11 protein-coding genes are annotated in these 12505 nt (G+C 73.5%); 6 read left to right on the top strand and 5 right to left on the bottom strand.

Annotation, left to right across the window (positions count from 1 at the left end; translation table 11 throughout):
- Positions 1–22: 22 nt before the first annotated feature.
- A complete protein-coding gene (locus tag ACIP64_RS24160) occupies positions 23–889 on the bottom strand; it encodes a helix-turn-helix domain-containing protein (RefSeq protein WP_401590351.1) in 867 nt (288 codons plus the stop codon).
- Between the two features lie 134 nt (positions 890–1023).
- On the opposite strand from ACIP64_RS24160, the gene ACIP64_RS24155 reads away from it, so the two are divergent.
- The 3 genes from ACIP64_RS24155 to ACIP64_RS24145 are packed head-to-tail and all read left to right on the top strand — an operon-like array spanning position 1024 to position 3608.
- Positions 1024–1431 (top strand): ATP-binding protein, encoded by a 408-nt coding sequence (locus ACIP64_RS24155; RefSeq protein ID WP_360899958.1) that lies wholly within the window; start codon positions 1024–1026, stop codon positions 1429–1431.
- A gap of 9 nt (positions 1432–1440) precedes the next feature.
- Positions 1441–2724, top strand: a complete 1284-nt coding sequence (locus ACIP64_RS24150) for a VWA domain-containing protein (protein ID WP_401590349.1) — start codon at positions 1441–1443, stop codon at positions 2722–2724.
- Complete coding sequence (locus tag ACIP64_RS24145; protein ID WP_401590347.1) at positions 2724–3608, top strand: hypothetical protein; 885 nt, start codon at positions 2724–2726, stop codon at positions 3606–3608. Before ACIP64_RS24150 ends, ACIP64_RS24145 begins: the two co-directional genes overlap by 1 nt.
- Before the next feature lie 78 nt (positions 3609–3686).
- Here ACIP64_RS24145 and ACIP64_RS24140 read toward each other — a convergent pair whose 3' ends face one another.
- Both ACIP64_RS24140 and ACIP64_RS24135 read right to left on the bottom strand, forming a co-directional pair.
- A complete protein-coding gene (locus ACIP64_RS24140; RefSeq protein ID WP_401590344.1) occupies positions 3687–4100 on the bottom strand; it encodes an ankyrin repeat domain-containing protein in 414 nt (137 codons plus the stop codon).
- Between the two features lie 52 nt (positions 4101–4152).
- Positions 4153–5505, bottom strand: coding sequence for a hypothetical protein (locus ACIP64_RS24135; RefSeq protein ID WP_401590341.1), 1353 nt, complete (start codon positions 5503–5505; stop codon positions 4153–4155).
- Between the two features lie 287 nt (positions 5506–5792).
- Between ACIP64_RS24135 and ACIP64_RS24130 the strand changes: the two genes are divergently transcribed.
- The 3 genes from ACIP64_RS24130 (at position 5793) to ACIP64_RS24120 (ending at position 10416) form a co-directional block, all read left to right on the top strand.
- The gene (locus ACIP64_RS24130; protein WP_401590338.1) at positions 5793–6746 is read left to right on the top strand and encodes a hypothetical protein; all 954 of its coding nucleotides are present in this window, start codon (positions 5793–5795) and stop codon (positions 6744–6746) included.
- A gap of 53 nt (positions 6747–6799) precedes the next feature.
- Positions 6800–8353, top strand: a complete 1554-nt coding sequence (locus tag ACIP64_RS24125) for an APC family permease (RefSeq protein WP_401590335.1) — start codon at positions 6800–6802, stop codon at positions 8351–8353.
- Between the two features lie 101 nt (positions 8354–8454).
- Positions 8455–10416 (top strand): primary-amine oxidase, encoded by a 1962-nt coding sequence (locus ACIP64_RS24120; RefSeq protein WP_401590333.1) that lies wholly within the window; start codon positions 8455–8457, stop codon positions 10414–10416.
- Between the two features lie 44 nt (positions 10417–10460).
- On the opposite strand, the gene ACIP64_RS24115 is transcribed toward ACIP64_RS24120, so the two are convergent.
- Positions 10461–11465 (bottom strand): aldo/keto reductase family protein, encoded by a 1005-nt coding sequence (locus tag ACIP64_RS24115; protein WP_401590331.1) that lies wholly within the window; start codon positions 11463–11465, stop codon positions 10461–10463.
- 146 nt (positions 11466–11611) lie between these two features.
- Positions 11612–12475, bottom strand: coding sequence for a DUF6528 family protein (locus ACIP64_RS24110; protein ID WP_401590328.1), 864 nt, complete (start codon positions 12473–12475; stop codon positions 11612–11614).
- Between the last annotated feature and the right edge of the window lie 30 nt (positions 12476–12505).

Here is a 12505-nt window from a genome sequence, read left to right as displayed (position 1 = left end):
GTCGCGTGCGGCGGCAGGGGGGTCAGAACCGGTCGCGGGCGTCCCGGAGGAAGTCACGGGTGGGCTCGGCCGGGAGGGCCTGGGCGCTCATGCGGTCCAGTGCCTCGCGGAACTGGGAGACGTCCTCGCGGTCGTCGAGGTAGACGGCGCCGATCAGGCTCTCCACGTACGCGATGTCCGGCAGCTCCGGGAGCGGGAAGCGGAAGATGTGGAAGGGCCCGTACATCGCCGGGTGCGGGCCCGAGGCGAACGGCATCACCTGGAGCCGGACCTGGGGCATGGCGCAGGCCTCGATCAGCCGGTCGACCTGGTCGCGCATCACCTGGGGGCCGCCGATGGGGCGGCGCAGCACGGTCTCGTCGATCACGACCCACAGCAGTGGCGGCTGCTCGCGGGAGAGCAGCGCCTGCCGCTCCATGCGCAGTGCCACCCCGCGCTCGATCTCCTCCTGGGAGGCGTGCGGGCGCCCGGCCCTGAGGACCGCCTCGGCGTACTGAGGGGTCTGCAGGAGTCCGGGCACATAGTGCGGTTCGTAGGCGCGGATGAGCTCGGCCTCGCCCTCCAGGCTGACGAAGGCGCTGAACCACTCGGGCAGCACGTCGCGGAAGCGGTGCCACCATCCGGGGCGGTTGGCTTCCCGCGCAAGGTCGAGGAAGTTGGCGATCTCCGCCGGGTCGGTCACGCCGTACGTCTGCAGCAGCTTCTCGACGTACGGGATGCGCAGACCGACTTCCGCCTTCTCGATGCGGCGGATCGTGGCGTGGGTGACGTCGAGGGCGCCGGCGGCGTCCTCGTAGGAGACGCCGGCTTTCTCGCGGAGGTCCTGGAGGCGCTTGCCGAGTACGACGCGCAGCACAGTGGGTGCACTCGACGATCGCGCTTCGCTCACGAGTAATCCTCCAACCCCACTGATCCACGGGCAGTTTGGCACGGTGTCAGTACGTTGCAAAGCGTGTCGGCGCCGCTTTGCACATTGCAGGTTGCACCTTGCCATGCATTCAGGCAGGCGCGCATAGTAGCGGAGTGGCATCCTCCCATGACGCGTTCCTCTTGGCCGCGCAAGGCGCCGCGGTCGCCGAGGCGCGACGCCGCGTCAGGGCGCGGCTGCGCGACTGGGGGGTCGCCGAGGGGATCTGCGACGACGCGGTCCTGGTGGTCTCCGAACTCTTCACCAACGCTGTCCGTCATTCCGGCGGCGAGAAGGTGGCCTGCGCCGTCCGTGTCGAACGCGGCGTCGTGCGCGTGGAGGTGGCCGACCAGGGCATAGGACTGACGGCCCCTCAGGTAAAGGTCGCTGACGTCGGCGAGGAGTGCGGACGCGGCCTGCTGCTGGTCGGAGCGGTGTCCCGGGCCTGGGGCGTGGTGACCGGCCCGGACGGCACGGGCCGCGTGGTCTGGGCCGAGTTGGGGGCCGCGACGGATCTTCCATAGGATCCGCCAATGATCATACGCAAACGGCTGGCGGCGGGAGTGTGCGCTCTCGCGGCCATGCTGGCCACCGCGCTCTTCCCGGCCGCGGCACCGGCCGCCGCGGACGACGGGCCGGAGACGCCGCGCGAGGCCCCCAAGGTCGAACTCGTCCTCGACGTGAGCGGTTCCATGCGCGCCACCGACATCGACGGCAGATCCCGCATGTCGGCCGCCAAGCAGGCCTTCAACGAGGTCATCGACGCGGTCCCGGAGGAAGTGCAGCTCGGCATCCGCACCCTCGGCGCCAACTACCCCGGCAAGGACAAGAAGGTCGGCTGCAGGGACACCGCGGCCCTCTACCCGGTGGGCTCGGTCGACCGCACGGAGGCCAAGACCGCGGTCGCCACCCTCGCCCCCACCGGCTGGACGCCGATCGGCCCCGCCCTGCAGGCCGCGGGCAAGGACCTCGCGGGCGGCGACGCCACCCGCCGGATCGTCCTCATCACCGACGGCGAGGACACCTGCCAGCCCCTCGACCCCTGCGAGGTGGCGCGCGAACTCGCCGCCGAGGGAACCCACCTGGTGGTCGACACGCTCGGCCTGGTCCCCACGACCAAGATCCGTGAACAGCTCAGCTGCATCGCCGAGGCCACCGGCGGCACCTACACCGCCGTGGACCACGCGGACCAGCTCACCGACCGCATCAAACAGCTCGTCGACCGCGCCGCGGACAACAACGTCGTCGTCACCCCGACGGCCACCGAGGGCGCCGGCACCTGTACCGACGCCCCGCTGCTCGGCGCCGGCATCTACACCGACCGCGAGGAGTTCGCGGAGCACCGCTGGTACCGGGTGAGCGTCACCGACGGCCAGGAGCTTCGCACGTCCGTCAGCGTCGGCGCCGACCGCGCCGTCAACCGCGACTACGGTGTGCTGGTGCGCGCCGTCACCCCCGGCGGCCGCGAACTCGTCCGCGGCACCGACGCGGGCAGCGACCGCACCGACGTCATCTCCGCGGGCCTGCGCTACGCGTGGCCCGAGCGCGACGACGCGGACGCCGCCACGGCGCGCACCGTCTGCCTGGAGATCAGCAACTCCTTCTCCGCACCGGACGCCGTCAAGCGCGCCCCGGGCCTGCCCGTCGAGCTGAGCATCGACCTCGTGTCCTCGCCCGACCAGCCCTCCGACGTCGCCTCCTACGGCCTCGGCCGCGGCTGGTGGCTGCTGGCCGTGCTCGCCGTCACCGGCCTGGTCGCCGGCATCCTGTGGGGCTGGATCTCGCGCTGGCGCCTCGCCGTCTGGAGGACCAACTGATGCGCAGCATACGTACGATCCGTACGGCCGCCGCCGGACTCCTGCTCGGCGGGGCACTGCTCGCGACCGGCGCGGGAACGGCCGTCGCCGACGACGCCACGCCCAGCCCGACCGGATCGGAGTCGTCGGGGACGACGGAGACCACCGCCCAGCCGGGAACGGGCTTCCGCACCGCGGGGCACATCGGTCAGGGCGTGACCTCCACCCCGGTCAGCGCCTCGACGGGCGACTACCTGTACTGGGTCACCCCCGCCAAGGCCGGCCAGATCCTCACGGTCTCCGCGACCGTGCAGCTCCCCGAGTCCGCCTCGCGGCACGGCGGACAGACCTGGCAGCTGGACGTCTACGACGGCATCCGCCGCCACCAGGCCTGCACCGCGGGCAAGCCGACCGTCACCGCGGCCGCGGACGCCGCCACGGTGGAGCTCAGTTGCCGGCTGCGCACCGTCCGCGCGTGGTCGGAGGCCTGGGCCAACGACCCGCTGCCGGGTGCCTACTACATCCGGCTGACCGTGGTCCGCCTCGCCGATCAGGACCTCGGCCTGCCGGTGCAGGTCCAGCTCGGCACCGCCACCAAGGACGCGGGCGGCTCTCAGGCCGTGGACGGCGAACTGGCCGCCCCGCTCACCCCGGTGGCCAAGGCGGGCGCGACGCTCGACCCCAACGCGCAGCCCTCACCGGCCGCGACCGAGGAGAGCCAGGAGGAGGCGGACCCCAGCGCCTCGCCCGTCGCGGCCGGGCTCACCGAGCCCGACGGCGGCTGGGGCGGCGGCTGGTGGTCCGACCGCTGGGTCTGGACCGCCGTGGGCGGTGCGGTCGGCGCCCTCGCGGGTGTGGCCGGGTACAGCATGACCCGTGGGCGGGGACGCCGCCCGGTCGCGTAACCCACGCCGACCGCCGACGCCGACGACGCGCCGGTCACGGGCCCGTGAAGGGGCCCGGGACCGGCGTGTCGTGCGTGCTCAGCGCGCGGCCGCGGCCGTCAGCAGCAGCGCCGTCAGCGGATGCCCGCCGCGCCCGGCCCAGTCGAGCGGCGCGCGTCCCGTGCCGTGGTCCTCGCGCAGGACGGGGTCGGCGCCGTGGGCCAGGAGCAGCCGTACCGTCTCGGTGTGGCCCCAGCAGGCGGCGGCGCACAACGGTGTGCCCTCGTCGCCGTGGCCGCTCTCGGTGTCGGGCCGGGCTCCGGCCGTCAGCAGCAGCGCCGTTACGTCCGCCGCGCCCTGGACCGCCGCCGCGTACAGGGGCGTCGTGCCGTCCGCGTCGGGGAGTTCGGGCGAGGCTCCGCGCCGCAGGAGCCGGGCGGCCGTCCCGGCGTCACCCAGCATCGCGGCCGTGACCAAGGCGCGGCTCAGCTTCTTGCGGCGTCTGCGGTTCACGGACGCAGCGTACGAGCGTCCGTTCGTGCCGGGAAGTCATCCCCCGTCCGCCTCAAGGCGCCGGGTCCCGGTCCGCGCCGTCCTCCGCGGTCAACAGGACGTCGTCGGCGGGGACTTCCCGGCCCAGGACGGACACCGCCTCCACGGCGCGTTCGGCGGTCTCCGTGGCGCGGGGGGAGAGGCACGCGCGGGCCAGGCGGGCGGCGCGGGCGGCGAGGGCGCGGGCGCCGTCGGGGTCGCCGGACAGGACTCGGGCGAGGGCGGCGTGGGCGGTGTGGAGGGCCAGGTCGCGGCGGTGGGACGGGGGCAGGAGCGGCAGGGCCTTGTCCAGGGTGCGGGCGGCCTCGCCGGGGTGGCCGAGGTCGAGCAGCGCGAGGCCGCTGTGGGCGAGGAGTCGGGCCTCGGCGTCGTCCCGGGCCGGGTCGAGCAGGCTTGCGGCCTCCTCCAGGGCGCGGCGGGCGGCCGGTTCCTCGCCCAGGCCCGCGTGGGCGCGGGCGCGGCACATGGCGAGCGTCGCGCGGACGGCGGGCGGAAGGGCGGCGGGCGCGTTCTCGGCGGCCGTCACGCCCGCGAGCGCGTCGTCGTGGCGCCCGTTGAGCACCGCCTGAAGGCTCAGTTCGCCCCACAGGCGGGCCGCCTGGGTGCTGTCGCCCGACGCGTGCGCGAGCCGCAGCCCGGTGAGGAAGTACCGCTGGGCGGCGCCGTGCCGGCCCGTGTCGACGGCGGCGCGGCCGCCCAGCCGGGTCAGTGCGGCGGCCGTCCGCAGCAGCCGGACGTCGTCGGCGGCCGCGAACGGCCCCCGCCGGATCAGTTCCAGGGCGATGCGCAGGTCGGCCTCGACGCGGTGCCGTACCGCTCCGCCGCCGAGCCGGTCGTCGAGCCGGCGCAGCCCGTGCAGTCCCCACTCCAGCCAGGCCGTGGTCTCCACGTCGAAGTCGTCTCCGTTCGCGGCCGGTCCGGACGCGTCGGGATCACCCGCGGGCGCCGCACGGGACCACTCCGCGATCGCGACGCGGAACTCCGGCCCCTCCACGACCGGGTAGCCCCGCGGGTCGCGCCCCCCGCTGTCGAGCAGCACCTCCAGCGCGCCGAGGGCGCCCGCTCGGTCCCAGCCCAGTCCGTCCGGCAGACCCGCCGGCGCCGGCAGCCAGCCGGGCCACGGCCGCGCGTCCACGTCCCGCAGGGGCACGCCGAGCGCGCGGGCGAGGGCGCGCTGGCTGTCCCGTTCGGGCACAACGCCCCAGTGCTCCCAGCGCCAGACCTTCTCCCGTCGCGCCGCCATGGGCACGCCGAGGGCGCGCGCGTTCTCCGCGACGACCCGGGCGAGGTCCTGGTAGCTCCAGCCATGGCTCCGCCTGACGTACGCCAGGGGATGCGACGGCGCGGGCGCGGTCTCGTCCGCCACCGAATGACTCCTTCGTTCCCGCTTCGTACGTTCGAATATCAGGCGTACGCCACCTTGCGCAGCCGTTCCCGCCGAACCTGTCCGTTCCGTGCCCTGATGCCCCGTTGGCTGTGGTGACAGGCGTTCGGCCGGGGGCGCGTGGGACTACATCGAGACAACGGGACCGCTCTTGAAGCGGACCTGTCTGTACCGGTTGGCTGTGCGTGATCAGCTGATCACCGGACGCCGAAGGGGAAGTCCCGACCCGGGCCGGAACATGACGTGCGCGCCGTGGAGGCACCCCGAGGATGACTCCTCCACCCCCGTTCGGATTCCGCTCCCGCGACGAACTGCGGTTCGACCCCGCCCTGGACGACGAACCGTTGGCGGCTGCCCGCGCCGCCTTCGCCCAGGGCCGCTGGTCCGCGGCCCGCACCCTGCTCGCCGAGACCGGGGACGCCTGGGACCGGCGCGGACACCGTGTGGTCGTGCTCGGCGAGGGCCGCGCGAGCGGCACATGGGCCCGCGAGTGGCAGCTCGCCGAACCGGACAGCCCCGACGCGGCCGCCCTGCTCGGCTGCGCCCTGGTCTTCCGCGCCGTCGCCGGCAAGGAGAGCCCCGAGAGCGCCCGCGAGGCCTGCCTGGCCGCCGCCGCGCTGGCCCCCGCCGATCCGACGCCCTGGCTGTGCCTGCTGATCCTGGCCCGCCACACCGGCACCGACGACGACCGCATGCGCGCCTTCGACCAGGTGCGCGGCCGTCACCGGGACCACCACCACGGCCACCAGCTGATGGCCGCCTGCCTGGCCGAGCGCCCCCTGTCCCCGGACGACGGCAGCCACTTCCACGAGGTGTACGAGTTCGCCGAGTGGGCCGCGGGCGACGCGCCCGAAGGATCCCCGCTGGCCGTGCTGCCGGTCGTCGCCCACGCCGAGCTCTACCGCGTGCAGGCGGCCGCGGGCGCCGAGCCCGAGGACCTGGCGGCCTCCGAGCACTGGCGCGGCTGGCGCGCCCGGCAGGCCCTCAAGCGGGCCTTCGACTGGTGGCTGGAGTGGGACGACCGCGACCATCCACGGCTCTACCTCGACCTCAACTTCCTTGTGCACGCCCAGTACCTGCAGGGCCGCAACGCCGAGGCGGCGGCCCTGTTCAACCGCATCGGCGGTTACGCCACCCGCATCCCGTGGGCGTACCCCGACCGCGACCCCAAGAAGGCCTTCCGCGCCGCGCGCGAGGCCGTGCTCGGCCCCGGATCCCCGTAGGGACCCCCATCGACGCACAGCACATCCCGTCATCCACAAGGAAAGGACCCGCCATGTTGAGGGGCAATACCGGGATCAGCACGTTCAAGGGCGAGGAGAGAGCCCTGCGGGCCGACCGGCTCGGCCTGCCCGGCCTGCTGCTGTCCGTGGTCGCCGCCAATGCCCCGCTGATGGTCGTCGCGGGCGTCATGCCCACCGCGTACGGCGTCATGGGCATCGTCGGGCAGCCGCTGCTGTTCGTGATCCTCGGTGTGGTGCTTGTCCTCTTCACCGTCGGATACGCCGAGATGAGCCGCCACGTGCACAACGCGGGCGCCTTCTACGCGTACATCGCGCGCGGCCTCGGCGGCACCGCCGGCGCCGGTGCGTCGATCGTGGCGCTCGTGTCCTACAGCGCGCTCCAGTTCGGCGTCTACGGCCTCTTCGGCTTCGAGATCTCCGGACTGTTCGAGACCTACCTCGACACCACGATCGCCTGGTGGATCCCGGCGCTCCTCGGGGTCCTCGTCGTCGGCGCGCTCGGCTGGCTGAAGATCGACCTCAACGCCAAGGTCCTGGGCGTCCTCCTGCTCATCGAGATCACGCTCGTCGTCGTTTTCGACATCGCCGCCATCGGCCATCCCTCCGCCAAGGAAGGGCTGTCGCTGCACGCGTTCGACCCGGGCACCCTCAGCGGCGCGGGACTCGGCACCGCGCTGTGCCTGTGCATCGCCGCGTTCGTCGGCTTCGAGCAGCCCCCGGTGTACGCGGAGGAGACCAGCCGGCCGCAGGTGCTCGTCGCCCGCGTGACCTTCCTCGCCGTCAGCTTCGTCGCGGTCTTCTTCGCCATCAGCTCCTGGGCGCTGAGCGTGGCCGCCGGCCCGTCGCAGATCGTCGGCCAGTCGCAGAAGCAGGGCCCTGGGCTGCTGTTCGGGCTCAGTGAGTCGATCATCGGCGCGACCTTCACCGACGTCCTCCACGTCCTGTACGTGACCGGCATGTTCGCCTGCCTGCTCAGCTTCCACAACGTCGTCGCCCGCTACGCCTTCGCCATGGGCCGCGAGGGCCTGCTGCCCGCGGCCTTCGGCCGCACGAACCCCAAGAGCGGTGCGCCCGCCCACGGTTCGCTGCTGCAGACCGTCATCTCCGTCGTCGCCGTTGTCGGCTTCGCCGTCGCCGACGGCAGCGCCGCCGCCGACCACGACCCGACCGCGCCCGTGCTCAAGCTCTTCACCTGGGGCGGCAACGTCGGCGCGCTGGGCATCATCGTGCTGCTGGCCACCACGGCCTTCGCCGTCATCGGCTACTTCGTCCGGCGCGACGCGCTGCGCACCCAGGCGCCGAGGATCGCCGCCTCCGCGCTGGCGGGCGTGGCACTGGTCGTCATCGCGGTGTACGCCGTCAAGGACTTCGACGTCCTGGTCGCCGGCGCCGGCTCCGCGGTCTCCTGGATCCTGCCCGGGATCATCGGGGTCACCGTCGTCGGCGGCCTCGTCTACGGACTGGTCCTGCGCAGCACGCGTCCCGAGCTGCACGCCCGTATCGGCCTGGGCAACGAGGCGTTCCGCATCGAGCAGGCCCGCGAGAGCGCGGCCGGCCCGGGACAGACGGAGCCCGCCGCCTCCTGACGCCGCCCGGCCCGCCGCACCCCGGCAGGGGAGCGGCGGGCCGGATGCATGTCCGCACCGTCCCGTAGCGCAACGACCCACGTACACCGGAGAGTTGTCCCATGTCCTCCTGCTGCCACACCGACGCCGGCACCTCTCCCGCCGCGCCGCACCCCCTCGATCCGCTGACCGCGGACGAGATCGCCGCCGCCCGCCGCATCCTCACCGAGGAGGGCCTGGTCGGCGACGCGACCCGCTTCCCCCTGGTGCTGCTCAACGAGCCCGACCGGCACACCGCGGACGCCCACCGCGACGGCGACCCCGTCGTCCGCCGTCTGCGCGTCACGCTGCTGGACTCCGCGACCGGCGCCGCCGCCGAGGTCCTGGTGGACGTCACCGCGGGCGCCGTCGTCGCCCACCGCGCGCTCGACACCGCGCAGGAGGGCCAGCCGCCCGTCACCTTCGAGGAGTACGAGATCGTCGAGCAGGTCGTCAAGGCCGACCCGGGCTGGCGCAAGGCCATGGCCGAGCGCGGCGTCACCGACCTGGACCTGGCCATCGCCGCCCCGCTCGGCGCCGGCCCGCTCCGCTTCGAGGACCGGCCCGGCGCCCGCCTCATGCGCTCGCTGACCTGGCTGCGCTGCGACGCCACCGACAGCCCCTGGGCGCACCCGGTGGCCGGGCTCGTCGCCGACGTGGACGTGATCGAGCGCAAGGTCGTCCGCCTCATCGACACCGGCGCCGTCCCCGTCCCGTCCGAATGCGGCCGCTACGAGGCCGAGTTCAACGGCCCCGCCCGCACGGACCTGCGCCCCCTGGAGATCACCCAGCCCGAGGGGCCGTCCTTCACCCTCACCGGCCGGCTGATGACCTGGCAGAAGTGGCGCTTCCGCATCGACTTCAACAGCCGCGAGGGCCTGGTCCTGCACCAGATCGGCTACGAGGACGGCGACCGCGTCCGCCCCGTGCTGCACCGCGCCTCGCTCGCCGAAATGGCCGTCGCCTACGCCGAGCCCGGCGACGACCGCAATTGGGTCGCCTTCCTCGACGCGGGCGAGTACCAGCTCGGCCGCAACGCCAACGCCCTGACACTGGGCTGCGACTGCCTCGGCGAGATCGCCTACCTCGACGCCGTGCTCTGCGACGACCTGGGCAACCCGGAGACGCTGCCGAACGCGATCTGCATCCACGAGGAGGACTACGGCCTGCTGTGGAAGCACACCGACATCTTCAACGGCATGGCCGCCGACAGCCGCCGCTCCCGCCGCCTGGTCGTCTCCTACATCGCCACCGTGGGCAACTACGACTACGGCTTCTACTGGTACTTCTACCAGGACGGCACGATCGGCTTCGAGGCCAAGTCCACCGGCATCGTGCAGACCTCCGCCGTCGTGCCGGGCACCGCCGACGCCGTCGGCACGGAGCTCGCCCCGGGCCTGCTGGCCCCGTTCCACCAGCACATGTTCTGCGTCCGGCTGGACGCGGCGGTCGACGGGCACGCCAACACCGTCGAGGAGGTGGACGTCGTCCCCGTCCCGCACGGCCCGGACAACCCCAACGGCAATGTCTTCACCACCCGGGTGACCGCGCTCGCGGACAGTGCCGAGGGCGGCCGCCTCGCCGACCCGCTCGCCGGCCGGCGCTGGCGGATCACCAACCCCGGCTCGCTCAACCGCATGGGCAAGCCGGTCGCGTACACCCTCGTCCCGCAGCCCGGCCCGGTGCTGCTGGCCCAGCCGGACTCCGCCGTCGCCCGGCGTGCGGCCTACGGCACCAAGCACGTGTGGGTGACCCGCCACCGTCCCGAACGGCGCTTCCCCGCGGGCGACTACCCCAACCAGAACGCGGGCGGCGCCGGGCTGCCCCGGTGGACCGAGCCCGGCGAGTCGCTGGAGAACACCGAGCTGACCGTCTGGCACACCTTCGGCCCCACCCACCTGCCCCGGCTGGAGGAGTGGCCCGTCATGCCGGTCGACCACAGCGGCTTCACGCTCAAGCCCACCGGCTTCTTCGACCGCAACCCCTCGCTCGACCTCCCCAAGGAGACGCCGGGCGGCGAAGGGGCGCACTGCCACGCCGAGTAGGCGGGTTCGGCCCCGCGGTCCGTGCGGACCGCGGGGCCTGCCGGTCAGGGGCGGCGGACCGGGACGTTGTCGTGGACCCGCTTGGGGTCGGTGACGGCGACCGGCTCGAGGATCTCCTCGATCCGCGCCATCAGCTCCTTCTCCAGGACGACACCCGACGCCTTGACGTTCTCCGCGACCTGCTCCGGGCGGGAGGCGCCGACGATGGCGGCGGAGACATTGGAGTTCTGGAGCACCCAGGCGACCGCCAACTGGGCCAGGGAGAGCCCGGCCTCGGCGGCCAGCGGCTGGAGCCGCTGGACGGCCTCCAGCACCTCGTCGCGCATCCACCGCGCGATCATGTTGGCGCCGCCCTTGTCGTCGGTGGCCCGCGAGCCCTCCGGCGGCTGCTGGCCGGGCGCGTACTTGCCGGTCAGCACACCCTGCGCGATCGGCGAGAAGACGACCTGCCCGATGCCCAGTTCGGCGCAGGTGGGAACGACCTCGCCCTCGATGACCCGCCACAGGGCGTTGTACTGCGGCTGGTTGGAGACCAGGGAGATGCGCAGCTCGCGCGCCAGCGCGTGGGCGCGGCGGATCTGCTCCGCCGGCCACTCGGAGACGCCGATGTACAGGGCCTTGCCGGAGTGGACGACGTCGGCGAACGCCTCCATCGTCTCCTCCAGCGGCGTCTCCACGTCGTAGCGGTGGGCCTGGTACAGGTCGACGTAGTCGGTCTGCAGGCGGCGCAGCGAGCCGGCGATCGACTCCATGATGTGCTTGCGCGACAGGCCGCGGTCGTTGCGGCCGCTGCCGGTGGGCCAGTAGACCTTGGTGAGGATCTCGATGCCCTCGCGGCGCTCGCCCTTCAGCGCCTCGCCGAGCACCGACTCGGCCCGCGTCCCCGCGTAGACGTCGGCGGTGTCGAAGGTGGTGATGCCGGCGTCCAGGGCGGCCTGCACACACGCGGTGGCGGCGTCGGCCTCCACCTGGGAACCGTGGGTGAGCCAGTTCCCGTAGGCGATCTCGCTGATGAGCAGACCGCTGCGGCCGAGATGGCGGTATTCCATGGGAGCGAAGCCTCCGTTGGCGGGTACGGGATGCGGAAAGTGTCAGTGCTGATAATGCTCTCCGATCATTACATGCCTGCCCCTGCCGCCCGTGAGCGGTCCCGGAGTTCGTGCCGCGACCGCGGTGCGCCGGCGCCGCACCCGCCTCAGCGGAAGTCCGGGGTCCACAGCCGCACCGCCGCGAACTCCGCGCCGGGGCGGGTGCGGGAGTACGCCGTGCTGCCGTCGGCCTCCAGGAACTCGACCGTCGGGCCGCCCGCGTCGCGCGGCCCGGAAACCCGGCCGCGGGCGCGGATCCGGGTGCCGGAGGGCTGGCTGAGGTAGGCGCGGACGTCGCAGGCGCCGTCCACCTGCCGGTACTTGCGGGACTCGGCGTCGAGCCGGTAGGCGCCGTTGGTGTCGGTGAACCAGAGCGCGCCCGGCTCCCCGTACACCGGTTGCAGATCCACGCCCTGCCCCTCGAAGTGGATCACGCTGTGCTCGGTCAGCATGGTCGCCGGGCCCCTGCCGGACAGCGCGTAGCGCACCAGCCGCTCCTCGCCGATCGCCCACAACGCCGCGCGCTCCGGGTCGTAGAGCACGCCGTGCGCCCGGGGCAGCGGGAGCGTGAGGAAGGGGCCGGACTGCTCGGTGTCCGTGTACAGCCGCAGCCGCCCGGGCGCCGCGGAGGCCACCGCGATCACCCCGCCCGGGATGCGCTCGATGGCGCGCGGGGTGTCGGCCGGCGTGATGGTCTGCCAGACGATCGCCCCGGTGTCCTCGCGGACCATCGCGGCACGCCCGCCGAGTGCGGTGACCAGCACGACCCGCCCGTACGCCTGGGTTCTGCGCAGGCGTACGTCCGACAGGTGCTGCCAGCTGGTGCCCGTCCCGCCCGGAGCCCTCCAGCGCCAGGCGACCGAGGCGTCCTGCGACCAGTCGGCGGCGCCGGGGTGGAAGACGAGGACGTCGTTCCCGGTCTGCTCCGTGGTGGCGATGGGATGGCCTGTGCGCGCGGCGTACCGCGTCATGTCCTGCCCCCGTGTCGTTGAGACGCCAAC

The sequence above is a fragment of the Streptomyces sp. NPDC088733 genome, from assembly GCF_044751185.1.
GTDB lineage: Bacteria > Actinomycetota > Actinomycetes > Streptomycetales > Streptomycetaceae > Actinacidiphila.
This window is presented reverse-complemented; position numbering and strand designations above follow the sequence as displayed.

Coding starts and splice junctions, on each gene's coding strand:
- ACIP64_RS24115 (WP_401590331.1), bottom strand. CDS start 11,465: ATGGAATACCGCCATCTCGGCCGCAGCGGTCTGCTCATCAGCGAGATC.
- ACIP64_RS24110 (WP_401590328.1), bottom strand. CDS start 12,475: ATGACGCGGTACGCCGCGCGCACAGGCCATCCCATCGCCACCACGGAG.
- ACIP64_RS24145 (WP_401590347.1), top strand. CDS start 2,724: ATGCGCAGCATACGTACGATCCGTACGGCCGCCGCCGGACTCCTGCTC.
- ACIP64_RS24150 (WP_401590349.1), top strand. CDS start 1,441: ATGATCATACGCAAACGGCTGGCGGCGGGAGTGTGCGCTCTCGCGGCC.
- ACIP64_RS24125 (WP_401590335.1), top strand. CDS start 6,800: ATGTTGAGGGGCAATACCGGGATCAGCACGTTCAAGGGCGAGGAGAGA.
- ACIP64_RS24120 (WP_401590333.1), top strand. CDS start 8,455: ATGTCCTCCTGCTGCCACACCGACGCCGGCACCTCTCCCGCCGCGCCG.
- ACIP64_RS24130 (WP_401590338.1), top strand. CDS start 5,793: ATGACTCCTCCACCCCCGTTCGGATTCCGCTCCCGCGACGAACTGCGG.